The 24,748-nt window shown below is 58.4% G+C and carries 23 protein-coding genes; 21 read left to right on the forward strand and 2 right to left on the reverse strand.

Annotated elements, in window-relative coordinates; translation table 11 throughout:
• Positions 1–22: 22 nt before the first annotated feature.
• Both EV586_RS06440 and EV586_RS06445 read right to left on the reverse strand, forming a co-directional pair.
• Complete coding sequence (locus EV586_RS06440; protein WP_243652974.1) at positions 23–5,281, reverse strand: non-ribosomal peptide synthetase; 5,259 nt, start codon at positions 5,279–5,281, stop codon at positions 23–25.
• A gap of 262 nt (positions 5,282–5,543) precedes the next feature.
• The gene (locus tag EV586_RS06445; RefSeq protein WP_165898364.1) at positions 5,544–6,107 is read right to left on the reverse strand and encodes a DJ-1/PfpI family protein; all 564 of its coding nucleotides are present in this window, start codon (positions 6,105–6,107) and stop codon (positions 5,544–5,546) included.
• A gap of 126 nt (positions 6,108–6,233) precedes the next feature.
• Here EV586_RS06445 and EV586_RS06450 point away from each other — a divergent pair, with 126 nt between their 5' ends.
• From EV586_RS06450 to EV586_RS06550, 21 genes are all read left to right on the forward strand, one after another.
• Entirely contained in the window at positions 6,234–7,025 is a 792-nt protein-coding gene (locus EV586_RS06450; protein WP_132944252.1) for a hypothetical protein, read from the forward strand.
• A 13-nt stretch (positions 7,026–7,038) separates the two neighbouring features.
• A complete protein-coding gene (locus EV586_RS06455; RefSeq protein ID WP_132944253.1) occupies positions 7,039–7,251 on the forward strand; it encodes a hypothetical protein in 213 nt (70 codons plus the stop codon).
• A 33-nt stretch (positions 7,252–7,284) separates the two neighbouring features.
• Positions 7,285–8,691 (forward strand): phage tail sheath subtilisin-like domain-containing protein, encoded by a 1,407-nt coding sequence (locus EV586_RS06460; RefSeq protein WP_132944254.1) that lies wholly within the window; start codon positions 7,285–7,287, stop codon positions 8,689–8,691.
• A gap of 35 nt (positions 8,692–8,726) precedes the next feature.
• Positions 8,727–9,179 (forward strand): phage tail tube protein, encoded by a 453-nt coding sequence (locus EV586_RS06465; protein ID WP_132944255.1) that lies wholly within the window; start codon positions 8,727–8,729, stop codon positions 9,177–9,179.
• An 86-nt stretch (positions 9,180–9,265) separates the two neighbouring features.
• Entirely contained in the window at positions 9,266–9,709 is a 444-nt protein-coding gene (locus tag EV586_RS06470) for a phage tail assembly chaperone (protein WP_132944256.1), read from the forward strand.
• Positions 9,710–9,879: 170 nt separating this feature from the next.
• Positions 9,880–13,335 (forward strand): glycine zipper domain-containing protein, encoded by a 3,456-nt coding sequence (locus EV586_RS06475; protein ID WP_132944257.1) that lies wholly within the window; start codon positions 9,880–9,882, stop codon positions 13,333–13,335.
• Complete coding sequence (locus EV586_RS06480; RefSeq protein WP_132944258.1) at positions 13,335–14,063, forward strand: LysM peptidoglycan-binding domain-containing protein; 729 nt, start codon at positions 13,335–13,337, stop codon at positions 14,061–14,063. Before EV586_RS06475 ends, EV586_RS06480 begins: the two co-directional genes overlap by 1 nt.
• A gap of 15 nt (positions 14,064–14,078) precedes the next feature.
• On the forward strand, positions 14,079–15,110 hold the full coding sequence (locus tag EV586_RS06485; protein WP_132944259.1) for an XkdQ/YqbQ family protein: 1,032 nt from the start codon (positions 14,079–14,081) through the stop codon (positions 15,108–15,110).
• 28 nt (positions 15,111–15,138) lie between these two features.
• The gene (locus tag EV586_RS06490) at positions 15,139–15,477 is read left to right on the forward strand and encodes a hypothetical protein (protein ID WP_132944260.1); all 339 of its coding nucleotides are present in this window, start codon (positions 15,139–15,141) and stop codon (positions 15,475–15,477) included.
• Entirely contained in the window at positions 15,474–15,926 is a 453-nt protein-coding gene (locus tag EV586_RS06495; protein WP_132944261.1) for a DUF2634 domain-containing protein, read from the forward strand. Before EV586_RS06490 ends, EV586_RS06495 begins: the two co-directional genes overlap by 4 nt.
• Position 15,927: 1 nt before the next feature.
• Positions 15,928–17,091: a baseplate J/gp47 family protein gene (locus tag EV586_RS06500; RefSeq protein WP_132944262.1), complete on the forward strand. Its 1,164-nt coding sequence runs from the start codon at positions 15,928–15,930 to the stop codon at positions 17,089–17,091.
• 2 nt (positions 17,092–17,093) lie between these two features.
• Entirely contained in the window at positions 17,094–18,302 is a 1,209-nt protein-coding gene (locus EV586_RS06505) for a putative phage tail protein (RefSeq protein ID WP_132944263.1), read from the forward strand.
• 39 nt (positions 18,303–18,341) lie between these two features.
• Positions 18,342–18,881: a hypothetical protein gene (locus tag EV586_RS06510; RefSeq protein WP_132944264.1), complete on the forward strand. Its 540-nt coding sequence runs from the start codon at positions 18,342–18,344 to the stop codon at positions 18,879–18,881.
• A gap of 14 nt (positions 18,882–18,895) precedes the next feature.
• The gene (locus tag EV586_RS06515) at positions 18,896–20,545 is read left to right on the forward strand and encodes a hypothetical protein (protein ID WP_132944265.1); all 1,650 of its coding nucleotides are present in this window, start codon (positions 18,896–18,898) and stop codon (positions 20,543–20,545) included.
• Positions 20,546–20,599: 54 nt separating this feature from the next.
• Entirely contained in the window at positions 20,600–21,574 is a 975-nt protein-coding gene (locus tag EV586_RS06520; protein ID WP_132944266.1) for a hypothetical protein, read from the forward strand.
• A 23-nt stretch (positions 21,575–21,597) separates the two neighbouring features.
• Positions 21,598–21,981: a hypothetical protein gene (locus tag EV586_RS06525; protein ID WP_132944267.1), complete on the forward strand. Its 384-nt coding sequence runs from the start codon at positions 21,598–21,600 to the stop codon at positions 21,979–21,981.
• Between the two features lie 44 nt (positions 21,982–22,025).
• Entirely contained in the window at positions 22,026–22,349 is a 324-nt protein-coding gene (locus tag EV586_RS06530) for a hypothetical protein (RefSeq protein WP_132944268.1), read from the forward strand.
• Positions 22,346–23,083, forward strand: coding sequence for a peptidoglycan recognition protein family protein (locus EV586_RS06535; RefSeq protein ID WP_132944269.1), 738 nt, complete (start codon positions 22,346–22,348; stop codon positions 23,081–23,083). Before EV586_RS06530 ends, EV586_RS06535 begins: the two co-directional genes overlap by 4 nt.
• Positions 23,080–23,460, forward strand: a complete 381-nt coding sequence (locus EV586_RS06540) for a hypothetical protein (protein ID WP_132944270.1) — start codon at positions 23,080–23,082, stop codon at positions 23,458–23,460. Before EV586_RS06535 ends, EV586_RS06540 begins: the two co-directional genes overlap by 4 nt.
• Positions 23,461–23,591: 131 nt before the next feature.
• Entirely contained in the window at positions 23,592–23,900 is a 309-nt protein-coding gene (locus EV586_RS06545) for a hypothetical protein (protein ID WP_132944271.1), read from the forward strand.
• 148 nt (positions 23,901–24,048) lie between these two features.
• Positions 24,049–24,636: a sigma-70 family RNA polymerase sigma factor gene (locus EV586_RS06550; protein WP_132944272.1), complete on the forward strand. Its 588-nt coding sequence runs from the start codon at positions 24,049–24,051 to the stop codon at positions 24,634–24,636.
• Positions 24,637–24,748: the final 112 nt, after the last annotated feature.

Genomic DNA, 24,748 nt, shown 5'->3' on the forward strand with positions numbered 1-24,748 from the left:
TCGATCGGTTTACGCGATCGGTTTACGAATCAATGCGGTGCGCCGCGCGGGACAGCTTGCTCATCGCCGGCTTTTTCGGCTTGGCCGGCGCGGTGCCCGACGCGTCGATCACGGCGGCGAGCTGGGCGATCGTCGGCGTTTCGAACAGGCGCGCGACCGGCAGCTCGACGCTGAACTGGCGGCGCACGCGGGTGACGATCTGCATCGCCATCAGCGAATGCCCGCCGCGCTCAAAGAAGTTGTCGGCCGTGCCGATGCGCTCCACGCCCAGCACGTCGCTCCACAGCGCCGCCAGCTTCTCTTCGGTCGGCGTGGCCGGGGCGATGTACGGTGTGGCGGACGTGGTCTGGCCGAGAGTAGGTGCGGGCAGGGATTTCAGATCGACTTTGCCGTTTGGCAGCAGCGGGAACGCGTCCAGCAGGACGAAGGCGGCGGGTACCATGTACTCGGGCAGCTTCTGTTTGACGAAGCCGCGCAGGTCGGCATTCGGGGCGGCCGCTGCGATCAGGTATGCGATCAGCCGCTGGTCGCCGTGCTCTTCGCGGGCGGTGACGACCGCGTCGCGCACGTCCGGATGCTCTTTTAGCACCGCTTCGATCTCGCCGAGCTCGATGCGGAAGCCGCGGATCTTCACCTGATGGTCGAGGCGGCCCGCATATTCCAGCGTACCGTCCGGCAGGAAGCGGGCGAGATCGCCCGTCTTGTACAGGCGTTCGCCCGACTCGGGATGCGTCACGAACTTCTCCGCCGTCAAATCGGGGCGGTTGTGGTAGCCGCGGGCCAGCCCGGCGCCGCCGATGTGCAGTTCGCCGAGCGCAAGCGCCGGTACGGGGCGCAGCTGCGCGTCGAGCACATAGACCTGCGTGTTCGTCACCGGGCGGCCGATCGGGACGCTGCGCCCCGCGAAGCCCTGTTTGCAATCCCAGAACGTCGCGTCAATCGTGCATTCGGTCGGGCCGTACAAGTTGTGCAGCCCGGCGTCGAGCACTTGGAAGAAGCGGGTCTGGAGATCGAGCGGCAACGCCTCGCCGCCGCAGAAAACGTGTTTCAATGCGGTGCCGGCCGTTAGCTCCGGCTCTTCCAGCAGGAGGCCGAGCATGGTCGGCACGAGCTGCAGCACGGTGATCCCGTGCTCCTTGACCGTCTGGGCCAGGTAGCCGCTGTCCCGATGCCCGCCGGGGCGGGCCATGACGAGCGTCGCACCGGACAGGAGCGGCGCCCAGAACTCCCAGACGGAGGCGTCGAAGCCGATCGGCGTTTTCTGCAAAATCTTATCGGTGCTGCCCATCGGGTAGGCGTCCAGCATCCAGAGCATGTGGTTGACGATGGCCCGGTGCGGGATCTCCACGCCTTTCGGGCGGCCGGTGGAGCCGGATGTATAAAGGATGTAGGCCAGTTGGTGCGGCTCCACGACCGCGTTCAGGTTGTCAGCTCCATACTCGTTCAGCATTTCCGCTGCGGAGTCGAGGCAGATCAGTTTCGCCTGCCGGGCCGGAACGGTGTCGACGAGCGAGGACTGGGTCAGCACGACCGGCACCTGCGTGTCTTCGGCGATCCAGGCGAGGCGCTCCTGCGGATAGGACGGGTCGAGCGGCACGTACGCGCCGCCCGCTTTCAGGACGGCGAGCAGGGCGATCACCAGCTCCGGCGAGCGCTCCATGCAGATCCCGACCGGCACGTCGGCGCTGACGCCGTGCGCCTGCAGGGCGCGCGCCGTGCGGTTGGCGCGGGCGTTCAGCTCGGCGAAGGTCAGAACGGTGTCCTCATACACCACCGCCGCTGCGTCCGGCGTGCGCTCGACCTGCGCTTCCACCAGCTGATGCAGGGCCGCGTCAGGCAGGGTCCCGAGCGCTCCGTTCCACGCTGGGAGCAGCGCTTGTTCGGCAGCGGTGAGCAGCGGCAGGTCGGCGATCGCGCGCGACGGATCTTCGGCGATGCCGCCGAGCAGCGTGGCTAAGTGCCCGCTCATCCGCTCGATGGTCGCCCGGTCGAACAGCGCGGTGCTGTACTCGAACACGCCGGACAGCTTGCCGTCCGCCTCGCCCATCATCAGCGAGAGGTCGAACTGCGCGTGCTCCTGCGTCAGTGCGACCGACTCCATCGGCAAGCCGCCTGCTGTCAGCTTCGCGCCGCCTTGTCCCATGGCCAGCGCCACCAGCGCGTCTTCTTTCCACAAAGCGCCCGACTGCAGATTGAACATCACGTTGAACAAGGGCGGATAGCTTGCATCGCGGTTCGGCTGCAGCTGTTCCACCAAGAGCGGGAACGGGTAGTCCTGATGCTTCAGCGCAGCGCGGACGCTGTGTTTCACCTGCCCGACCAGCTCGGCGAACGGAGCGTCGGACGCGACGAGGCTGCGCAGCACGACCGGGTTGACGAAATAGCCGACCGTATCGGCGAACTTCGCCGCGCTGCGCCCGGCGCTCGGCGAGCCGACCACGATGTCCTCCTGAGCGGTGTAGCGGTGCAGAAGCGCTTGGAACGCTGCCAGCAGCACCGCGTACAGCGTTGCGCCCGACTCTTTCGCCAGCGCCTTCAAGCGCCCAGTCAGTTCCTCCGGCAGCACAAACGGCAGGGCAGCGCCACGCTCCGACAGCACGGCCGGACGGGTGCGGTCGGCCGGGAGGTCGAGCACCGGCAGCGGGCCGCTCAGCTGTTGCTGCCAGAACGCTTTCATCCGCTCGCCTTCCGCGCTTTGCAGGAGCTCCTGCTGCCAGCGCACATAGTCGAAGTAGCGGTCGCCGTGGCCCGCCGGCAGCGGAGTGCCCGCATACAGCGCGCCAAACTCTTTCAGGAGCACGCCAAACGACCAGAAGTCGACGGCGATGTGATGCGCGGCGATCACCAGCAGATGGTCGCGTTCGCCGCGCTTCCATAATGTCATGCGCAGCAGCGGCCCTTTTTTCAGATCGAACGGTCGGTTGGCTTCCGCGTTCGCTGCGGCCAGCACCTGCTCGTCAGACAGCCCGGCGGCGTCCAGTACGGCAAACGACGCCTCGGCGTCCTCCGCCACGCGTTGCACCGGTTGATCCTCCAGCATGTCAAACGTCACGCGCAGCTGCGGGTGGCGCGCCAAAAGGGCGGCGTACGCAACCTGCAGTTGCTGTTCATCAAGGGACGCGGTGATGCGCAGCGCCTTCGAGATGTTGTAGGCGGCGCTTTGCGGGTTGACGCTCTGCAGAAAGTAGAGCGCCTTCTGCCCGTATGACAGCGGAAACTCCGCCACGTCTGCCAAGACGGAGTCCAGAGCTGCGACCGCCCCTGCGCCATCGATCCGTGAAAGGATCAGCGCCGTCAACTCGTTTACGCTCGGGCCGTCCAGCACGTCGCCCATCGTCAGTTCCACGCCAAACGACGCTTCGACGCGGTGCTTCAGCTCGACCGCCATCAGCGAGTCCATGCCGAGCGCGTGCAGCGACTGTTCCGGCGCGATCTGCTTTTGCGTCACGCCGATCACGGCGGCGCACGCTCCGGTCAAAAACGAGGTCAGCGCCGCGCCACGATCGGCTTCCGGCAGGGCCAGAAGCTCTTCGCGGGACAGATCCACGACCGCTTCCGAGGCATCGCTTGCCAGCACGTCGCTGGCGATGGTGGCCAGCGTGCCGTCGAGGAACTGGTTGCGGCAGGCGTGGCGCTGGATTTTGCCCGACGAGGTCTTGGGGATCGACGCGGGCTTGATCAGCACGACCGCATGCACCTGCAGCTCATGATGGTAGGCGACCGCTTGGCGGACGGCCGCCGAAACTTCCTCGACATTGACGCTCCGCCACACGGCGCGCTCCACTTCCTGCACCAGCACTAAGCGCTCTTCGCCGTGCACATCGACCGAGAACGCGGCACCCGCGCCCGGCTTCAGCGCCGGGTGGCACGCCGCCACCGTGTTTTCAATGTCCTGCGGATAGTGGTTGCGGCCGCGGATGATGATCAGGTCTTTCAAGCGCCCCGTCACGTACAATTCCCCGTCCTGCATGAACCCGAGATCCCCGGTCCGCATAAACGGGCCTTCCCCCGTGTCGGTGATCCGCGCGGCAAACGTCGCCGCTGACAGCTCCGGCTTCTGCCAATACCCTTGTGCCGCACTCGGCCCCTTGACCCAGATCTCGCCAACTTCGGCTGCCGGACACTCGATGCCCGTCTCCGGGTTGACGATCAGCACGCGCTGCTCCAAGAAGGCGTGTCCCGACGACACGAAGAGCTGAGTGCGGTCGCTGCGCTCCTCGCAGAACACGACCCGGTTGCCGTTTAAAGCTTCCTTCTCCACCGCTTTCACGATCGGCAGCTCCGTCTGCGCACCGCCCGTCACAAACAAAGTAGCCTCGGCCAACCCGTAGCACGGGAAAAACGCTTCTTTGCGGAAGCCGGCCGGGGCAAACGTGTCGGCAAACAGGTCGAGCACGTCCGGGTTGATCGGTTCAGCCCCGTTAAACGCCACCGTCCACGAGCTGAGGTCGAGCGCGGCGATCTGCTCCGGCGTCACTTTGCGCGCGCAGAGTTCGTAGGCGAAGTTCGGGCCGCCGCTCGTTGTCGCTTTATAGGAAGAGATCGCCTGCAGCCAGCGGATCGGATGCTGCAAAAAGTCGACCGGCGACATCAGAATGCAGGAAGCGCCGACGTACAGCGGCTGCAGCACGTTGCCGATCAGTCCCATGTCGTGATAGAGCGGCAGCCAGCCGAGCACCAGCGAGTCTTTGTGCTGGGAAAACGCTTCGGTGATCATCGCTTCGTTGTGCAGCAGGTTGCCGTGGCTGACCATGACGCCCTTGGGCGTGCCGGTCGAGCCGGAGGTGTATTGGATGAAGGCGAGCGTCGCTTCGTCGGCCTGCGGGCTGTTCCATCCGGCAGCCGCTCTGGTGTCCACCTCATCGGTCGCCAGCCATTGCATCTTCTGCAGCTCCGGCTGGTCGGCGAGCATCGGTTCGACCCGGCTCCAGATCGGCCCGGTGGTCAGGGAAAACTTCGGCGTCGCGTCGGTGGCGATCGCTTCGAGGCGGATCATGTTGCGGTTCATCTTCGGCGGGTAGACCGGCACCGCCGTCACGCCCGCGTACAGGCAGCCGAAGAAGGCGGCGATAAAGTCCAGCCCCTGGTGATAGAGCAGCAGGGCGCGTTCGCCTTGCGCACCCATCTGCTGCAGCGTGGCGGCGATGGCGCGGGCTTTTTCGTCCAGTTCGCCATACGTCAGTCGCGCCTCTTCGATCTCGCCTTCGCGCAGGTACAGATACGCCAGATGATCCGGCTGCTGGGCCGCCCAATAACGGAGCAGGTCGACGAGTGATTTCATCAATTGGTTCACACTCCTTTAAGTAAGTAATGAATTTTCTGTTGTGTCAGATCAGAGATCCAATAAGAAGTGAGAGGTTTCAACCCCGTTAAAAATATCGAGTTTTTGGCTTTACTTCCAATCAATGTAATGCATGAAAGGAGGCGATGTCAACTAAATTCAGGAAAATTGTTACACAGGTCATTGCCCGAAAGGGAAACCACTACTTAAAGCAAAAACAGCACCCGATAAGGTGCTGTTTAACTTTCGGTAACAAGTTTATCTAACTGACGGAGCCGTTTTTGAAGAACTCCAACTGCCCTTTTGCACGCTCTTCGTCGATCACGCCGAGCTGCTGCGCCACGGCCACGGCAAACTCCACGTACGCGGAGCCGACGCCGGTGATGAAGCCCGGCGTGATGACCACATCTTCTTCGACTTGGTTGTCCCAGTTGAACAGGTCTTTGACCAGTTCGTTGTCCGGTTCTTCGTCCACGCGGAACTTGGCATCGCCAAGCACACCCGCATCGGCGAGCAGCACCGGGCCGCCGCAGATCGCCGCGATCCATTTGTCCTGGCGGCGGAACTCGACGACCAGCCGTTTCAGATGGTCTTTGCCGATCAGATCGGCCGGGTCGCCGCCCGGGATGATCAGCAGGTCGTAGTCGTCGACGCTAACGTCTGCCAACTGCACGTGCGGCGCGAAGCGCAGACCGCTGACGCCGGTCACGAAGTCGCACGGCTCGGCTGCCGTGGTGACGATCTCATATTGGCGGCGGAGTTGAATGCCCAGGATGTTAATTTCGAAATCTGCGAAGCCCTCATAAAGTAAAAACAATGCCTTCATTCTTGCACCTGCCTTCATTAAGTTCGTGCTGTTCCGATTATATCATTCGTTTGAAAATTTTGATATGCCATCTCCTTCAACAACTAGCAGGGTCTGCGGGCTAGTAAGCATGGGAGGTGAGCAAGCATGTCGCTCGATCTGGTCTCACAGGTCAAAAGCATCATGCATTTTGTGGAAGAAACGTGCCCTGGCCTTCCGCTCCATGTGGAAAAGAGCGGGGCGGTCTCCGCAGCCCCTGCCCTCTTGGTGGAGCATGTGCGCTCACAGGCCGCTCCGATGACGGCGACGGCCGTGCAGGACTCGTCGTGGTGGAAGATCACCTTTTTCACGCCCGACTACTGGGCGGGCAAACGGGTGGCAGGCGCGCTGAAAGACGCCTTGCAGCAAGAGCGCGAGGTGCCGGCGCGGCTGTTCGATTACAGCCACCCCGCCCCGGCAGCCGAAGCGGCGGCGACGGGCCGATTGCCCGCCGGCGTCTACCGCGTGCAGGTCAGCGGCGTCGGCCGCGACGGGGCGGAGAGCATGCCGTCCGCGCCGGTCGATGTGACGCTGGCCGAACCGGGCAGCATCCGGCTGGTCATCCCGCGCCTCGAGCACGGCATCGGCGTCTTTCGCAGCTACTGCGTCTATCTTGGCGGCAGGCTGGCGCTTGTGGCCGAGCAGGATGCGCTGGGCAACACCGTCTGCGCGGTGGACGAGCTGCCCGCACCTGACGCGGCCGCCCCGGTCGAGACGTCTGCCGTTCTGGAGCGCTACTTCTATGTAGAAGACGTGCAGAGCGTCACGTTCGGCGAGCGCGGCGAGCACGGCCTGTTCGAAGGCATCGTGCGGCTGAAGACGCGGCTGACCGTGCCGAAGCGGGCGGAATTCGCTGAAAAAGTGCTTCAAGTTTCGGCGGCGCTAGCGGCTACTAAGTAGGGAGGTGAGAGGAATGGAAGACATCAACGAAATCCCGGAGCAGAGCCGCGAAGCGGTGTTTCAGCTCCAAGCGATCCTGGAGGCCGATTCGTACGAGGTGCTGAACGTTGCTCCGTACGTGTTGAGAGGCGCGGTCGTCCGCGCCGGGCTGTCGGCGAACGATCTCGTGACCATGACCCAAATCAAGCAGGCGATTCAAGCATTTTTGCAGGCTCCGGCAAAGTAAAACGGAGCGATAACTCTCGGAGGTGAAGGTAAGATGGCAGGAGGAAAATGGACGATTCTCGATACTCTCGATCCGTCTCAACGTTCTGGTTTCTATATTAACTTTGTAGCAGATGCAGCAGCAGGTGTGCAGGCAGGCGTGCAAGGCGTCGTGGCGATCCCGGTCACTGCGCCGTGGGGTCCGGAAGGCCAGCTGGTGAAGATCACGTCCGATCTGGAATTTGCAGCGGCGTTCTCCCGTCTGGAGGAAGGCTCGGCGAAGAATCTCGTGCTGCAAGCGCTGAAAGGCGGCGCCAGCACCGTTCTGGCCTACCGCATGGCGGTCGGCGCAAAAGCTGCGACCGCGACCTTGAAGGCGGGCGCGACCGATGCGGTCAAAGCGACTGCCGTCTACACCGGCGCATACGGCAACGAGCTGACCGTCTCGGTCACCGATGCGGTGGCAGGCGCGAAAGAATTCAAGATCTTCGACGGTGCGAAAGTGCTGGAGAAATTCAGCTTTGACGGCACTGCGACCGGCCTGATCGCAGCGGTGAACGGCCAGTCCCACTACGTGGAGCTGACCAAGCTTGCCGACGGCACGTTCACCACGGCGGTCAACGAGCCGCTGACGGGCGGTGCATCCGGTCAGGCGGTGACCAACGCCGAGTATTCGGACGCGCTTGCCGTGCTCGAAGGCCATGCGTATGAATTCAACATTTTGACGATCGGTTCCGGCGAGGGCGACCTGCAGGAGACGGCAGCCGAATTCATCCGCCGACTGCGCGGCGAAGGCCACTTTGTGCAGCTCGTGCTCGGTCACAGCGCCAATGGCGATTTTGACGGTGCGAAAGCGGCAGCGCTCGGCCTGAACCACGAAGGCATCGTCTACCACAACATCGGCGTCAAGCTGGGCGGCAAGACCCTGACCCCGGCCGAGTTCTCCGGCCGCATCGCCGGCATGATCGCCGGTGCCGGCCCGGATGCCTCGATCACCTATGCGCTGATCGGCGGCATCGACGGCCTGGCCAACCTGCTCAACCACAACCAAATCCGCGAAGCCAACAAAGCGGGTCTGGTCGCCGCCTTCTACGACGGTGAGACCTACCGCATCGAAAAAGGCATCAACACGCTGACGTCCTACTCCGGCACGCAGCATGAAGGCTATTCCAAGATCAAGAACATCTCCGTCCTCGATGCGATCGGCAACGCCCTGACCATCTCGGCGAACAAAAACTACATCGGCAAAGTGCTCAACGACGAAGTCGGCCGCGATGCGCTGCTCGGCGCGATCCGCGCGGCGTTCGACATCTTTGAGCAGGGCCGCCTGATCCAAAAAGGCTCGCTGGTCGGCCTCGACCCGACCCGTCCGTCGGTCGGCGACCAAGTCTTCCTCGACCTGCGCGTCACTCCGATCGACGCGATGGAAGAAATCTATACAACGATCCGAGTGGGCCGCTAACGCGGTCCGCTCTCATTTCAGGAGGGTGATTCCACATGGCGATGAACGCAGGCTACGCGATTAACGGTTCCTTCGGCACCTTGTACGAAGGCGATACCTTTATGGCGAATTGCAAAAAAGTAGAAGCAAAAGTAACGATCGACAAAGAGGAGCTCAAGCTCTCCTCGACCCGCCGCACCGGCTACAAATCGAAAGGCGTCAAAGGCGAAGGCACGATCGGCCTGTACAAAGTCGACTCCAAGTTCCTCGAGCGCGTCACCTCCTACATGAGCAACGAGCGCTCCGTGCAGTTCGTCGGCCAGCTCCTCGTCGTGCTCGACGATCCGGAGTCTCTGGGCGTGGAGAAAGTGCTGCTCAAGAACGTCAAGTTCTGGGAAGTCAACTTCGGCTGGACGCTCGACTCGATCCTCGAAGAAGAGATTCCGTTCACCTTCGAAGACATCCAGATCTCGTCGGCGATCAAAGGCGACGCGACGAAAGCCCGTTAAGTTTTGAGCATCGCGTGACTATATAGAGGCTGGGAAGGGAATTTCGGTTCCCGCCCAGCCATTATTTTTCTAGGAGGCCACTAGCCATGAAAAAAGAAGAAACGAAATCCCTCGCCATGACCCAAGATCTGTACGTCGACCCGCTCGAAGCGCTGCTGTCTGTCGATGCGGACAAGTCCCCGGAAGACGATGTGTACTTGAAGCGCTTGAACGCGAAGTTTCGCGTGCGAGGCCCGAAGCAGTCTGAGTACAAAGCGACCTTGGAGCGCTGTGTGAAAGAGACGGGCAAAGGCAAGAACCTGCGCCGTTCGCTCGACACCGACATGTTCCAAAAGCTGCTCGTTCACACCTTCACCGTCTCCCCGAACCTGGCCGATCCGAAGCTGGCAGAAAAATACGGCGCGCTGGTGGCCGAAGAAGTGGTCGAGAAAGCGCTGCTGCCGGGCGAAGTCGACAAGCTGGCGGAGCGCATCCTGGAGCTGGGCGGCTACGGTGAAGACGACGACCTGGTGGAAGAAGCAAAAAACTAATTCGCGACGGGCACGGCGAGGCGGTGCTCCTGCACGCGATCTTTATCGAAACGGGCCGTTTCCCTTCCGAGGTGCAAAAGCTACCTCGCGGGGAAAGGGCCTTTCTTTATGCCTCGATCATTGTGGAGATGGAAAATCGTAGAAAAGCGATGAAGTAAGGAGGTGAATCTATGTCAGGAGCAACGGATTCTGCGCAAAGGTTAGCGGAATTGACACCGAAAATGAACGCGCTTAACAATGCAACCAACTATGCGGTTGGCAGCATGAGTAAACTCGCTTCCATTTCCTTTGATGCGCTCACTCAGTCGGCCAGCCGGCTGTTTGGTGTCATGAAAAGTGTCGGAGAACAAGCGGTTCAGGTGTCAATGAAGGTCGAAGTACAGGCGGCTACACTCAAAAAATATTATGAAAACCAACTGTACAACCAGTACAAGGCCCAGAATTTTAGCGATGACGACGCGAGGGATCTTTCAGGCGCACTAGCATCTGGAAAAGCGCAGAAACATTTTCAACAGGTAGAAGCGATCAGAGCCAACTCGCTGCTAGAAGAAGAGGATATTTTCAAAAGCCTCCTAATGGCGGAGCAACTGAAATCCCTGCAATCTGAAGCAGACATCAATAAAATGGTCGACATCGCTTCCGGCAGACAGACCGAGATGAAAAACGTGGTCGCAATGTTCCAACAGTTGGAGAATGGCGATTATTTTCGAGGATTTCAGAATGCTGTCGATCTCGGGGTCGACAAAGACGACCTAAAGAAGATATACAATTTTGAATTCAGCGGCCCTGGTGAGATGAACTTTGACGGTATCAAAGGTGCCGATAATTTGACCGATCAAGAAAAAAGCGCCAGAGCATCCCAGGCTGTTATGGAACTATTGGCCAAGAATAACATTGGCATGGCTGAGCAGCAGTCGAAGTCGATGTTGGGAACCTGGGGTACTATTCAACTGCGTCTCGAACAGATCTACCGACGCTCGATGGGGCTAGATGAGAGCGGCACGCCCAAGAAGGGCTCCATTTTTGATGACCTCTTGAAAGTCAGCAGCGCGGTGGAAAGTGCCTTGAAAAATGTCAGCAACTTGCAGGCGCTGACTGACCCCAACCTGAACATCTGGGAGAAACTCGGAGCGATCATGATGTCGCTGAAAGACCAGTTTTCCAACTGGTGGTACAGCGGTGGTTCGGAAACTGTCGAGCAGATCGCAAATGACATGGGCAAAGCGTTAGGCACGGGCATTACCGCTATTTTCAGCTCCGATATTTCTGCGGATAAAAATGTGTTCGTCTCGCTGGGCTTGACGATCGTCAAGGGGCTTTTGAAAGGTTTTGTCGAAGGATTCGACCTTGGTGCGATCATGGACTCCACCTTTGGTAAAATTGCACTCCTTCTTGGCGGTGGATGGTTGATAAAGAAGATGTTCACTCCAAAAGGCGACTTGCTTTCAGGTCTGATTTCAGGAGCAAAAGGTAAGCTCATTGACGGCGCCTTGTCCAAAATATTCAAAGATACCAACCACCCCAAGGAAATATCCGGGAAGATAGACACCGTTACGAGTCACCTTGCGACGATCGTCGGTCACCTGCAAAAGATCGTCGAATGCGTTTGCCGACATTGCGATTGCAAGCAGGCAATGAGTGGAGAATTGTCGGGCGATTCCAATAGCAATCGAAGGAATAGACGCAATAGAACTCGTAATCCAGTTGGGAATCTGCGCAGGAGAGTCGAATCTGACGACAGAAGGATCGCTCGAAATAATAGACGTGTCAATCTTGACGAAACGGTAAGGCGGACTGCTGGAAGGGACTCCGCAACAAGCAGAGCAAACGCCAGGTTCAATGCAGGTGGTACTTCTGGCACCAACGCAGGGGGCAACGTAAGGAACCAGACAGGCGGTACACCAAGCCTCCAGAGATGGGGAAATACGGGTGCTCCTCCAAGTCTTCAAAGCTGGGGCAATACCGGTGCTCCGCCAAGCCTCCAGAGATGGGGCAATACCGGAGCACCTCCAAGCGTCCAAAGGTGGGGCAATTCAGGCAGTACCCAAAGCATCCAAAGTTTGAGCAATCCTAGCGCTGCTCCAAGTATCCAGAGATGGAACATGGGAGCTCCCCAAACAAGTCCTTCCACATGGGGCAATGCTACGACAAACGCAATGTCCGGTGCAATGGCAAGCCCAAGGGCTAATCCAGGGACGAATGCAGGAGGCACAGCAACGAACCAAGCATTGGCAAACGCAAGGGCCACGACAGGAATCCAGGCAGGGGGCAATGCACCGACCAGTGGATTAACGAGTCCCGTGACTCCTGCAGGAACGAATGCAGGAGGCACTGCAACGACCAGTGCCATGGCAAACGCAAGAGCCGCTACCCGAACGAATGCTGTGCCCGGCGTGACGAGCCAGGCAAGTCCCCATGCGGGACCGCGGGTGGACATCCCCGAAGGCGGAAAAAGCTCGCTGCTGAAATCGTTTGCCAAAAAAGGGATCAGACGCATCCCCGGTGTGAGCACCGCATTGTCTGTCTTTGACATCTTTAAGGCAAAGGACAAGGCTGGCGCAACGATCAAAGCGGCCGGTTCCGGACTGGGAGGCTGGGGTGGAGCCGCAGCAGGCGCTGCGCTTGGGACGGCGATCTTCCCTGGCGTGGGTACAGTTGTCGGTGGCCTGATCGGCGGTATTGCGGGGGCAATGACCGGCGAAAAGGTCGGAGAAATCACATCGAAGAAACTTGATACAGAAGGATTTACCGCTCGCAGGAGTGCGAGTAGACTTTCCCCTTCGCGCGTCACGCCATCGTCTGGAACTGGCAGTATGGCGAGGGATTACAGAAGCTCGCTGAACAGCATGGAATCGTACAGCAGCGGGTTCCAGACATCGCTGACCAACGGCATGGGAACAACATTCTCCGGTCTGCCGGTGGTGGCGAACCAAGGCATGCTCGGGCTGCAGTCAACCGTTGGCGGTGGCTTCAATCGGATGATGGCACAGAGCAATACGCAGTTGTCCGGCATGAGCGGGATGTTTGGCACCAATTTTAATACGGCGAGCAACACGGCTGTGGCGTCGGTTGCGCCGCTTCCGGGAAAAATCGGCGGCATGCTGAACACAATTCCAGGGCTCGTCAATACTAGCGGAATGAGCTCGATCGGCGTTGGGATCGTCGGCAGCATCTCTGCCGGAATGCTCACCGCGCTCTCCGGGTTGCCTCCGATCGCGCAGTTACTGCTTGGCAATGCGGCAAACGGCCTGCAGCAAAGCAGTTCCAAAGCTCCGGTCCACTCATCAGACGAGCAGGAAGTGATGAACCGCCGAAAATATTATGCCTATCAATACCATGGCGGCGGCCTCGTCGAAAATGAAGGCTGGGCGATCCTCAAGCGCAAAGAGATGGTGCTCGACGAGAACCTCTCCTCCTTCATCCGCACCTCGGCGGCCACCTCGACCGGCCAGGGCGTATCCGGCAACAGCAGCGGGCCGGTCAACATCCAGATCGGCGCACTGGCGAACACGCTGCAAGTCCGCGAAGAGGCGGACATCCACAACATCGCGGCTGCGCTGTCCAATGAGCTGAAGCGCGTGCTGACCAACCAAGGCGTCTACAGCCAGGCGGAGGTGGCGAGATAATGTCGTACGGAACGGGTCAGATCGGCCCTTTTTTGTTGACCTATTGGGATCAGGTCGGCGTGAGCAGGACACTGGCGTTTCCTGTTGCGCCGGCCCAGATCAGTGTCAAATACGCTCATGAGTTTCAGGAGTCGAGCGTGCTCGGCCTCGGCCAGACCGCCTTTCGCGGCGGCGATCAGCTGGCGGAGCTTAGCTTCTCCAGCTTTTTCCCCCGCGATTATGACCGGACGCTCGTCGACACCTGGGCGTACAGTTCCCCGGAATCGTTGAAATCGCCGCAGGAATTCGAGCGTATCATCCACGAGATTCGCCAGGTCGGCAAACCGTCGCGCCTGACGATCGGCGGAACGTATTTCAACGCCGATGTGATGATCCGCACCTTCGATGTCGAGCATCGCGGCGGCGAACCGGGCGATGTCTATTTCACGATCACGTTCAAGAAACACCGCACGTTGACGGTGAAGAAAACAGACCCCAAGCAAGGCACTTCCTCGGGCAGCGAACGCCCGCCGAGCGCCCCGGCCCCAAAAACGCATACCGTCGTCTCGGGGGATACGCTGTGGGCGCTGGCCAAGCGCTATTTGGGCAACGGAGCCAAATACATGGAGATCTACAACCTCAACACAGGCGTGATCGGCAAAGACCCCAATCTGATCCGCCCCGGCCAAGTTTTGAAGCTCCCGCCGTCTGCCGCAACTGGCGCGCCGAGCGTCGCCGGGGCGAAATAGTAGGGAGGGACGAACATGCCAGTCATCACGCTTGACGATCGCAAACTGTTTGGCTACACGCTGGTGTCCTACAACGCCGCCGGCGTCAAAACGGAACTGAACTCGCTGGTTCAGGATTTCAACTGGAGCGGGGAACTCGACCAGTCTTCGATGAAGCTGGAAGTCAACCTCGCGCCGCATGAGGAGACCAAAACTTTGGTCACGCCGGGCGACCGTCTGGTGTTGTACGTCTTTCAGACCGACACCGACAAGACGATCCAGCTGTTCTCGGGAATGGTGGTCGAGAAGCAGATCCAAGGCGGGTATGCCGGGGTGACGCGAGTGGTCGCGCATGACCTGATGTACTTTTTGCTGAAGAACAGCGATGATTTCGTGTTTCGCAACATGAAGGCGTCCGACATTTTGAAGAAGCTCTGCGTGCAGTTTGGCGTGGTGGCCGGGGTGATCGACGACTCCGGCCACCGCATCCCAAGCCTCGTCTGCCGCAACCAGACGCTGTACGACATGGTCGTCAAAGCGCTGCAGATCACGCGTGACGCGACCGGGCAGAAATTCTTCCTGCGCGCCGACGCCAGCGGGATCATCCTGCGCAAAAAGCCGAAGGAACCGACGATGTGGGTGTTTCAGGAGAGTCATACGCTGCTCTCGGCCAACGTTTCGGAAAACATCTCGAACATGCGCAACCACGTCAAAGTGATCGGGCACGCGGCCAATGAGGAGCAGAGCCCGATGCTGGCCGAAGCGAAAGACGACGCCGCCATCAAGCGGTATGGCCGCTTGCAGGAGCTGCACACCGCTGAGGAAGACGGCAAAGACAAAGCGTCGGCGCTCTCGGTGGCGCAGACTGTGCTGAAAAAACTGAACAAGCCGGAGCGGACGGCCAGCATCCAGGCGGTCGCCGTGCACGGCCTGTATCCGGGCGACCCGGTACAGGTTTATGAGCGTCAGACGGGCTTGTCTGGCGTGTATTATGTGAAATCGATTCGCACCAGCGTCTCGACGGCCACTGCGACGGTCGACTTGGATCTCGTGTATGAGGATGAATAATGAGAAGGAATAAAGAGGAGGGAAGACGATGGGAGTGGGTGAATTGGCCGGGCTGATGGCAGACATCGCCAACCGGCAAGTCGGGGCGCAACTGCTGCCGGTCGAGCTCGGCACCATTCTGGAAGACATGGTCAACGGCGGCGATCTGCGCATGAAGCCGGACTCGATGAAAATCGATCTGTCCTACAAGCACAAAGAACTGCTCGTAGCTGACAACCTGATCTTGCGCAAAGGCGACCGCGTCGTGGCGGTCGGGATCAACGGCGGCCAGAACTACGCCATCCTCTGCCGCCTCAGCAAAAATCCGGCCCGGGCTGTGATTGGCAACGGCCAGTATCGGGCCGGGGATCGGACGGTGGTCGAATGAGCATCATGCCACAATTTCCTGCGCTGGACAACGCGTTTGACCTCGACGCGGCCGGGCAGGCAGCCGCAAACACGGGCAACAACCCGGTGTTTGATTATCAACGAGGCGAGTTCGTGTTCACCGCGACCGGACGAGTGGCGGTGTCCGAGGGGCTGGAGAGCCTGAAGCACTGGGCGAAAAAAGCGCTGCTCACCGCCCGCGACCGCTTTCTGGTCTATACGACCCAGTACGGCAACGAGGCACACGAACTGATCGGGATCGATCTGCCCGATGAGATTTTGTTTATGGAGCTGCAGCGCAACATCACCGAAGCGCTGATCTATGACGCGCGGGTGACAGCCTGCACCGATTTTCGCTTTGAGCGTCTGGCGGACCGCGTGATGTGCGACTTCACGCTGATCACGCCGCTTGGCGCCGAGGCGATGCAGTATACATTGGAGGTGAGCTAGCATGAGTGAAAAAGATCTGTCGGCCGTATTTCCCTATCAGGATCAGACGGAGGAAGCGATTCGCCGGCGGATGCTGTCGGCGGTCGATCCTTCGTGGGACCAGTCGGAAGGCAGCTTCATCTGGGATTCGCTGTCGCCGGCCGCCATCGAGTTTGCGCTCGCCTACATCCGGGCCAAGGAAGTGCTGCAGTGGGGCTTTGCCACCACCACTTTCGGCCCGTACCTCGACGCGCGCGGCGCAGAGCGCGGGATCTTTCGCCGCCCGGCCCAGAAAGCGGTAGGTGAAGTAACGGTGGAAGGCGCAGCGGGCGTCTACATCCCCGAAGGCACGATGTTCGCCACAGAAGCGGACGAGCTGAGCGATGAGAACCTGCAGTATTTCGTGACGACCGCAGACGGCACGATTCCGGGCAACAAAACGCTGACGCTGCCTGTGGCATGCACGAAAGAGGGGAGCACCGGCAACGTGCTGCCCCAAAAGATCACCATCGCCGTCAGCAAGATTTCCGGTCTGACCAAGATCGACAATGCCGACGCGATGAGCGGAGGGGTGGATGAAGAGACGGATGAGGCCTTTTTGAACCGCTATCTGAAGCATGTGCGCAACCCTGGCGCGTCGGGCAACATCGCGGACTACATCCGCTGGGCGCAAGAGGCGGACGCTTCGGTCGGCAAAGTGCAAGTGAGTCCGATTGCAGGTCAGCCTGGCCACGTGCAAGTCTTGCTCGTCGATTTGGAAGATCGGCCGGCCACTGCCGGGCTGATCAAAAAAGTGCAGGACTACATCGATCCGAACAGCGCGGGCGGCGGCGCGGGCATGGCGCCGATCGGAGCGAAGATTCATGTCGAGACGCCGACGCAGTTGGTGCTGTCGCTCCGCCTCCGACTGACCGTCATTCGCGGGTACGAGGAAGCCGGGGTGAAGCGGGCGGTGGTGCAAAACATCTCCAAATACTTGCGCACGCTCGTGCTCAACCCGGAGGATCGCTTCGTTCGCCTGTCCAAAGTGGGGCAGGCGATCATGATGACCGAAGGCGTGCAGGACTTTGACCAGTTGACGATGGCGGTCGACGGCGTGCCGGTCACACAAAACTTGGAGATCGCGGCCGATGCGATGGTCGTGCTTGCGGAAGCGAACGTCGAATGGCTGCAGGCAGGTGAGTGACGATGAGCGAACGTGAACGTGACGCCGTCACCCTGGCCAAGCTGCAGACGCTGATGTCGTATGCCCCCACTCACTACGGGCGTTCCGAACTCTATCAGCAGTTGATGGAAGCGAACGCCGTGGAGTCGGTCGCGATGCGCAAGATGCTGGAAGACGTGTTCGCCCAATTTTTCGTCGAGACGGCCACGTGGGGACTTGTCTTCTGGGAAACGGAGTTTGGCCTGATCACCAACGAGTCGCTGTCGTATCAGATGCGCCGGGCCCTCGTGCTGCAAAAGATGCGCGGGACGGGCACGATGACCAGCGAAACGATGGCTGCTATCTTGAGCTCGTACGGCGCGCGGACGGCGGAGATCGATCAGGTGTTCGAAAGCTACAAGTTTGGCGCTGTGCTGGTCGATTTCATCTTGTCGCCAAAACGTCCCGTCGACGACGTCCACGCCAGCATCCGCGAGACGATCAAAACGGTGCGCCCGGTGCATCTGGACTTTTGGATCGAATACCGGGAGCATGTCGCCGAGTCGTTCCGCGCCTGGTACAAAATGCGCACCGGGCGGGAGTATGCGCACAGCGATACGGTGCGCAGCGAGATGACCACACAGAATGAAGAGATGAAATTCGGGCAGACCGAAAAAAATCTGTTCCATTTGAACCACTCGACCATCGGCAATACCATGTTTGTTTCCAGCGAACTAAACGATGAGTCATCCACGTTCTTAGAGCGCTCGTTGGATCATGAACACTACGACATGCAAGGGAATCTTGGCCAGGCATTTCTTCTCAATGGCTCTCAGGTCAATGGAGCGAACCGGACGCTGCACGCGGCGGTAAGCGCTGAAGGAAGTTCGGAGCTGAGGCAGACAAGCAGTGAGCAGATGGGCTTGATTGCAGACGGGAAGCCGGCGGTGCTTTTCGGTGTAAACAGCTGGGAAGTTCCATTTCGAGCATGTGCAGATGCATACCGTTTCTCCTTTTCGAGACAGCCGGCTCGGCTGTTTCCAGAACGATTGGAAGAGCAGGCTGGAATGGAGCAGACACTGGCTGTTATCGAAGCGCATCCGCTTCAAGTTTTCGTGAGCCAAGCGGCAATATCAGTAGGGATGCTCAACGCAGCAGACGAAATGGATGTTGCGAAAGAGACCTGCAGTTGCGTGTTGTATCGGGCCGACCAAGACGGCGTGGAAACAATCTTGGAACAAAGAGCCCTGTAACGTCAGGGCTCTTTCATTTTCCTAAGGGAGGTTGACCTCATGAAACATGAAGAAACAAAAGTAAAACTGGCGATCGGCGATGTCACGATCCAAATGTACAAGGCAGACGGGACGGTGCTCAAAAAACAGGAGCTGCGCAACCTGATTGTCAAACAAGCGAGCGTTCTGATGGCCCGCCGAATGGCGCCGAGCGAGAATGTCGCCAACGGCTTCCAGTATCTCGCCCTCGGTAAAGGCGTTGGCACAGGCAATCTACAGGAACCGCAGGTGGAAAATCCGGATCTGTCAGCGCTGCGGGATGAAGTGTATCGCAAGCCGATCACGACGTGGCGCTATTTGAACAGCGACGGCAGCGTTTCTGCCGCTCCGACCCATATCTTGGAACTTACAACTGAGATTTTGGAGGGTGAAGGTGTGCCGCAGGAGGCGGAATCTGTGCCGTTTACGGAGATGGGGCTGTTCGGTGGCGATGCGTCGGGTGCTAAAGATTCTGGCTTCATGTTCAACCATAAAGTGTTCCCGGTCTGGAACAAGCCGATAGATGCCCGCTTGCGCATCGTCTGGAAGATTACCTTCTAAAGGAGGGCTGAGACGTGACCTATACGCCAAGATTCACCCGACCGCCGCAGGGCAATTATGACCCGGACAAAGCGTTCACTCAAATCCGGGCGGGCAGTGAGGCATATCTGCTGGAAGATGAAGTGAACGAAATGCAAGCGATCCTTCAAGAACAGGCTCGAAGTGTAGCACGAGACCTGTATCGGGACGGATTAAAAGAGCGACTGGTCGTCAAACGGGACACGAGCCGGGCGAACGTCTATCGCATCGCTCCGTTTGAAGTGATGGCAGACGGCGTTAGCGTCCGCGTAACGGGTATCAACACAACAGGCACCCCGCGAACGGAAGCGGATGGCGAAGATAATTTGATCCTGATTCCAGCACCGCCGTTCGACAGTGAGGAGGAGCGCTACGACCCGGTGCTGCTTGAAGTGTTTGAGGAGGAAGTGCATGCCGGTCAAACGTTGTACCGACACGGAGCCCAATCTAGCGATTTCACCATACCGAATGACCTCTGCGATAACCGGGTCGGCGCGGAAACTTCGCGCCGGATGCAAATGAAATCGGTATTGCGTGTGGTGGAGGATGACCTGAGTGACTGGCAATATGACCTGAACGGCAGCCCTCTGACCCATTCGGAAGGCTGGGTGTTCCGCTCAGCTGCGGGGCGCACTGTGATTTGGCTGTTCACTCTTGCTTATTTGCCGGGTCAACAAGGTAATGAGCATGTCTTCGAGATGGCGCGATTGTCAAGCCTGAGGGATAGCGTCATTCCCTCTGGTTTCATCAACACGCAGAAACTGGCGTACCAAGCAGTGACGTCAGATAAAATGGCCCCCGAAGTCGTCACCGCGGAAAAGCTGTCGAACGGCGCTGTAACGAGCAGTAAACTTGCCGCGAATGCGGTGAAAACCACGCATCTTGAAAATGCTGTGGTCACCGTCGACAAAATCGGCACAAATGCGGTCACGACATCGAAGATCGCCGACGGCCAGGTGACGATCGAGAAACTGGCGAACACAGCGATGAATACGTTGAATGACAGGATGGGACTGTCAGTTCCATCAGATGGATTTATTCCAATTCTGCGTTTCTTTCAGTGGTGGTCGGCGATCGGTAATTTTCCGGTCAAATGGGCGGGCGGACATTCGGCAGCAGAATGGGGAAGTCAAGTACTGCAAAAAGAGGGGCAAGCCTGGAAAGTTTTCGAAGGCATTACCTATATGAGCAGAACACATGCCACTTGGCAGGATAAAAAGATTCACATGTACATGGGGAACGCTGGCGCCTTAGCCGACAATGTCTCCATGTATTGTTTACAGAACATTACAAACACGACGGCAAGCGTTACGCCCAACGCGAACTATTCCAGTTATGCTGGTCAAAACGCGGCGGCAAGCGCATCGGTTGCGTACAAGGTTTTTGATCCGGCAGGGAAGCCGGAATTGACGGACAATTTCACGGAAACGGTTACGCTAACCACTACGAACATCGGCAGCGGTGGCTGGACGGTTCAAGTGCCAGCAGGACATGTGATGATTTTTATCTTGAAGTCCAGCCCATATTTGTCCTCAGGAAATCTGTACTACAACATGCATGAGTTGCTTGCCCCGATAAGCCAAATGCCAAACTTTGCACCCCATCTGCCTACGTATCGCCGTCTCTTAAACGGTAAATGGGACTAAATTGTGCTTGGAGGAGGGGAACTTCCCCTCCCTTTTATTAGGAGGTGACCTGGAATGACGAAACATCCTGTATTCAATCGGAACCCGAAAGGAAATTTCAATAAAGACAATCAGTTTACGCAGGTATTGATCGGCTCTGACGCCGTGTTGCTCGAAGATGAGCTGAATGAGATGCAAGCGATCCAAAGTAGCCGCGTTGATGAACTGTACGATCTTCAGGACTACGACGGTGGAAAAACAGGGCTGGATTCCAACTTTGTCTATGGGGAGACATACGCTCATGAAATTCCCGCTTTCACTGCAAAAGTCGCGGGGCACATGATTCGTGTGTCTGGCTATGGAAACACGGGACAGTTTTCAACTGTACCAGAAGACAGCAATATTGTGTGCTTGGCACCCATGCCGGAAGGACAAACTGAGCAAAGCGACCTGGTCTTTTTGGAAGTGAAGGAAGAAGTTCTGACGGGACACGAACCGCTTTTTCAACACGGCAATTTGGATGCTAACTATCGATTGGATAATAAGTTGATCGATCCTCGCGTTGGACATGAAACAGCTCGTCGCCTCCAACTTCGAAGCAAACTGCGTTTGTTGCCAAACGTTGGTGAACTTCCAGCTAATCAACCGTGGCCATCGGCAATTTTTGCACTCGACTCTGCACTAGACCCATTAGGCGGACGCTATGTGTATGACCAGAATGGCAGATGGCGCTCAGAGAACGGCTACTATGCGATCCCCATCGCCACAGGGGTGAAGTACAAAGATCGCTTATATGGTATTACTACAGCTTTGTGGCCTGAGTTGATTAAAACCTACCTGACATACAGTGAAAGCGGTGATCTTATACAGGTCGATACTCGGTTAGGAGGAGTCTTTGTGCTGAGCAGCACAAAGATCACTCATCGAGCCGAAGGGATCGATAAGGTTACAAATGTAAAGGACGGACGGGTGACAACTTGGCAATGCGCTTATGGATCGGTACCAGGCGGAGGAACTGGGATGTATGCAGTGTTTAAAAAGGAATCATAATTACGCCTAGAGGAGGGAGCTTCATGTTACAAATCGTGACCGGAAGAGTGACAGTCGGAGGCGGTGTGCGGCTTGCGAGGGAAGCGCAGCGACCGATTCTTGTGACAGACACCAAAACAGTCTCAACTGCAGGGACGGTCCTTGCAACGCTTACGGTACCGGCCGGGCAGACCTACCACCTCTCTGAAGTCAGCGTTGGCGGTGACACCGCGAACCGCATTGATGTTGTCATTCAGGGAAAAACGGTGCACACCATGTTCTACCCGGGGTATGGGATGCACAACAAAACTTACGCAGCGATGCCAAAAGCATATGGCGGCGAGACGATACAAGTGATCAGCCGGCAAGCGACAGCCGGGATGCACACGGCAACGATTATCGCTCACAAAGCAACTGAATTGTTCTAACATGTAGGGCTGAAGTGAGTTCCAACAAGCGAGGTGAAACACCCATGACGATCAACATCGAAGCGCTGAAACAGGGGTTGGATGATGTGAAGGAGCGGCAGTTGCAGTTTGAAAGCGAAGTGAAAGACGAACTGAGCAAAATCAAAGACACCCTGGTCGCCCAGGCGGTGGCCAACTCCCGCAATGAGACGATTCTCTCCTCGCTGGTCGAGGAGATCAAGAGCTTTCGCACCGAGTTTATGACCCTGCTCACCGAAAGCGTGAAGAGCACGAACAGCCAAAACAACGGCTGGCACGATCTGGCGGTCAAAGTGGTGATGAGCATCGTCGCCCTCGCTGCGGCTGTTTACGGAGGGTCCAAGCTATGAAGATCACCGACTTGCTCCTGACCAATCCGGACGCCCGCCCGCGCCGCCAGATCACGCCCAAAGGCGTCGTCCTGCACTGGGTCGCCAACCCGGGCACCACCGCGCGCAACAACCGCGACTATTTTCAAAACGGGGTCAGCGCCGCCAAGCAGAACTGGGCATCGGCGCACTATGTGGTCGACGACAAGGAGATCATCCGCTGCATCCCTGAAACAGAGATGGCCTACCACGTAGGAGCGACTTCCTACAATAAAACTGCGCTGCAGCGCTTCGCTACATCCTACCCGAATGACTGTCTGATCGGCATCGAGCTCTGCCATGCCGACTGGGACGGTCATTTTGGCAAAGGCACCTGGGCGCAGGCGGTCGAGCTCGTCGCCGACATCCTGCGCCGCTGGCAGCTGCCCGTCACGGCGATCGTGCGCCACTACGACATCACCGGCAAGGAGTGTCCGCGCCTGATGGTGCGCGACCCGGCTGTGTTCGCCGCCTTCAAGGCGGATGTCGAGCGCATCTTGCATCCGCCGGCCCCCGCTCGCAAACCGGGCCCGGCGCCTGACGTTCCGGCCGACCACTTCGCGGCCGCAGCGGTCGCTTGGGCGTACCAGCACAAGATCTCGGCGGGCACCGACGCCGCGAAGCATTTTGCACCCGACCGGCCGATCACCCGCGCCGAAATGATCGTGCTGCTCAAGCGCACCTATGACCTCCTGAAAGGAGGTGAATCCCAATGACCGAATGGCTTTCCTACCTCCAAGAGCCCCTCGTGCTGCTGTGCATCGCCGGGGCTATTGTTGTGCTCATGCTGTTCCTCGACGCCAACCACAACACGCACCGCCTGCGCCAGGCCCTCTTGCAGCTGATGCTGCAGGCGGAGAAAAAGGCGGCGCAAGGCCACTACGGCACCGTCAAAGGCTCCGACCTGATGGACCTCGTCGTCCAAAAGGCGGTCGCCGCCGTCGTCCCGCTCCTGCCGTTCTATCTGCGCCCCTTCTTCACCGAGAAGTTCGTTCGCCACATGGCCGAGCTGCTCTATGAAAAAGCGCACGACTATCTCGATGACGGGCAGCTCAACGCTTCGTTCGTCCTTGAGGAGCGCGATCAGGCGTAGCTCCTCACCCGGCCTGCCTCCTCAATGGGGCAGGCACTTTTTTATTGCAGATCGCATGAATATATATTATATTCAAAATGGGAACATAAGTTTGCAATATGGAATTGTAGAATTTATGGAAGGTGGCCGCGATGTACGACCTGAAGGACGTCTATGGCGAAACGGTGCGCGACCCGAACTTCATGAGCGCGACCAAGCAAGCGGTGTTGGCCGAGTTCAAACAGCGCAGCCTGGAGGCTGGATATCCGCCGATCGTCGCGGACTTTTTCCTCGAAGTTGAGGGGGCGGACCGTTCCGAGCAGGCGCTGTTGAAACTGTTCGGCAAAATGCGGGAACGCTGGGGGCAGGAAGGTCGCTGGTTGACCACGACAGAAGCAAAAGCGGACGGCTCCTGGCAGGAGATGCTGCAGACAGCCCGCGAGGTTTATGATTTTGAATAGTATTAAAGGGACCCCGGAAATTTAAGTGGGTCTTTTTTTTTGTAGCATTAAATTTACGGTTGTACTGTACGGCTAGATCGTTTAAAATAAGAACACACGTTCGTGTTTTTGTTTTTGTTCGGGGCAAGCTGCGTGCAGGAGGAACGAAATGGAGAATCAGACCAAACACCTGGATCAATTGGCAGAAGACTGTAAGCGTGGCACAGTTTCCTTTGAAGAAGTGGTGAACAAAATGCGCAAACGCATCAAAGCCATCGCGTGGCAGGCGGTCAGAGCCTACGAGCGATTCAAGCCCATGTACGATGTGGAGGATTATGAGAACCGCGTTTTGCTGGCGCTGGAAAAGGCGATCCGGGCTTGGGACCCGGAGCGCGAGGCGGGGTTTGCCACGTACTTCGAGCGGGTGGCGCAATATGAACTGAATGCGGTGCGCAAGGAGATGAGTGCTTTGTCCCGCCAGAGCAACCTCGACGCCTTCTCCGTCGAAGAACATCTGACCGAACAGGGCGGAGTGGTGCTGGTTGCCGCAGATGACAGTTTTCGGCGGAGCGAATTTTATGCGATGTTCAACCGCCTGCCGCTGACCGTCCAGCAGCGCACGATCTGCCTGCTGGTCATGCAAGGCTACAAAAACAAGGAGATCGCCGCCAGTCTCTGCATCACCGAAGCGGCGGTGTCGATGGCGCTGAAGCGCTTGCGTCCCAAATTTACTGATGCCGGACTGTCCGGATATTAACATACGTAACAACGGAAAAGAAGGCCGGTTCTGAATTTATGGAACCGGCCTTCTTTTGTGTTAATTCTGAGTCCCGCTTCGCCTATATAGGTAGCAGAAGGAACTAGCGAGA

Origin of the sequence: Tumebacillus sp. BK434 (assembly GCF_004340785.1) — a bacterium.
GTDB lineage: Bacteria > Bacillota > Bacilli > Tumebacillales > Tumebacillaceae > Tumebacillus_A.

Coding starts and splice junctions, on each gene's coding strand:
- EV586_RS06440 (WP_243652974.1), bottom strand. CDS start 5,281: ATGAAATCACTCGTCGACCTGCTCCGTTATTGGGCGGCCCAGCAGCCG.
- EV586_RS06445 (WP_165898364.1), bottom strand. CDS start 6,107: ATGAAGGCATTGTTTTTACTTTATGAGGGCTTCGCAGATTTCGAAATT.
- EV586_RS06450 (WP_132944252.1), top strand. CDS start 6,234: ATGTCGCTCGATCTGGTCTCACAGGTCAAAAGCATCATGCATTTTGTG.
- EV586_RS06455 (WP_132944253.1), top strand. CDS start 7,039: ATGGAAGACATCAACGAAATCCCGGAGCAGAGCCGCGAAGCGGTGTTT.
- EV586_RS06460 (WP_132944254.1), top strand. CDS start 7,285: ATGGCAGGAGGAAAATGGACGATTCTCGATACTCTCGATCCGTCTCAA.
- EV586_RS06465 (WP_132944255.1), top strand. CDS start 8,727: ATGGCGATGAACGCAGGCTACGCGATTAACGGTTCCTTCGGCACCTTG.
- EV586_RS06470 (WP_132944256.1), top strand. CDS start 9,266: ATGAAAAAAGAAGAAACGAAATCCCTCGCCATGACCCAAGATCTGTAC.
- EV586_RS06475 (WP_132944257.1), top strand. CDS start 9,880: ATGTCAGGAGCAACGGATTCTGCGCAAAGGTTAGCGGAATTGACACCG.
- EV586_RS06480 (WP_132944258.1), top strand. CDS start 13,335: ATGTCGTACGGAACGGGTCAGATCGGCCCTTTTTTGTTGACCTATTGG.
- EV586_RS06485 (WP_132944259.1), top strand. CDS start 14,079: ATGCCAGTCATCACGCTTGACGATCGCAAACTGTTTGGCTACACGCTG.
- EV586_RS06490 (WP_132944260.1), top strand. CDS start 15,139: ATGGGAGTGGGTGAATTGGCCGGGCTGATGGCAGACATCGCCAACCGG.
- EV586_RS06495 (WP_132944261.1), top strand. CDS start 15,474: ATGAGCATCATGCCACAATTTCCTGCGCTGGACAACGCGTTTGACCTC.
- EV586_RS06500 (WP_132944262.1), top strand. CDS start 15,928: ATGAGTGAAAAAGATCTGTCGGCCGTATTTCCCTATCAGGATCAGACG.
- EV586_RS06505 (WP_132944263.1), top strand. CDS start 17,094: ATGAGCGAACGTGAACGTGACGCCGTCACCCTGGCCAAGCTGCAGACG.
- EV586_RS06510 (WP_132944264.1), top strand. CDS start 18,342: ATGAAACATGAAGAAACAAAAGTAAAACTGGCGATCGGCGATGTCACG.
- EV586_RS06520 (WP_132944266.1), top strand. CDS start 20,600: ATGACGAAACATCCTGTATTCAATCGGAACCCGAAAGGAAATTTCAAT.
- EV586_RS06525 (WP_132944267.1), top strand. CDS start 21,598: ATGTTACAAATCGTGACCGGAAGAGTGACAGTCGGAGGCGGTGTGCGG.
- EV586_RS06530 (WP_132944268.1), top strand. CDS start 22,026: ATGACGATCAACATCGAAGCGCTGAAACAGGGGTTGGATGATGTGAAG.
- EV586_RS06535 (WP_132944269.1), top strand. CDS start 22,346: ATGAAGATCACCGACTTGCTCCTGACCAATCCGGACGCCCGCCCGCGC.
- EV586_RS06540 (WP_132944270.1), top strand. CDS start 23,080: ATGACCGAATGGCTTTCCTACCTCCAAGAGCCCCTCGTGCTGCTGTGC.
- EV586_RS06545 (WP_132944271.1), top strand. CDS start 23,592: ATGTACGACCTGAAGGACGTCTATGGCGAAACGGTGCGCGACCCGAAC.
- EV586_RS06550 (WP_132944272.1), top strand. CDS start 24,049: ATGGAGAATCAGACCAAACACCTGGATCAATTGGCAGAAGACTGTAAG.